We start from the raw sequence: 291 nt of genomic DNA, 5'->3' as shown, positions 1-291 counted from the left end.
CTGGCGTGTCGTTGCGCACGGCGGTGGCCGCGAAGCTGGCCACGTCGTTGCCGGCAGCGTCCTGTATCGCGCGGACATCGTCGTTGGCCGTGGGGTCGCTGTAGGCAACGGTCACGCTCTGACCATGCGCCACGGGGGTGCTCAGCGTGAGCGTGACGGTCTTGGCCTGCGCGTCCACGGCGACCGCGGTGACGGCGTTCGCCGCGCTGCCGACGCGCACCGTAAAGGCATCGCCCGCCGGCTTGTGCTCCAGGGTCGCGTCCAGTGGGTTTGCATCGTTGAAGCGCAGCA

1 protein-coding gene is annotated in these 291 nt (G+C 69.8%); it reads right to left on the bottom strand.

Annotated elements, in window-relative coordinates; genetic code table 11:
- Nucleotides 1-291, bottom strand: a 291-nt coding sequence (locus tag VTU_RS28420; protein WP_040893197.1) for a SwmB domain-containing protein, incomplete at both ends; no start/stop codon positions are given.

Origin of the sequence: Verminephrobacter aporrectodeae subsp. tuberculatae At4 (assembly GCF_000193225.1) — a bacterium.
Taxonomy (GTDB): domain Bacteria; phylum Pseudomonadota; class Gammaproteobacteria; order Burkholderiales; family Burkholderiaceae_C; genus Acidovorax; species Acidovorax aporrectodeae.
Note: the sequence above shows the minus strand (reverse complement) of the source record. Positions and strands in the feature narration are given on the sequence as shown.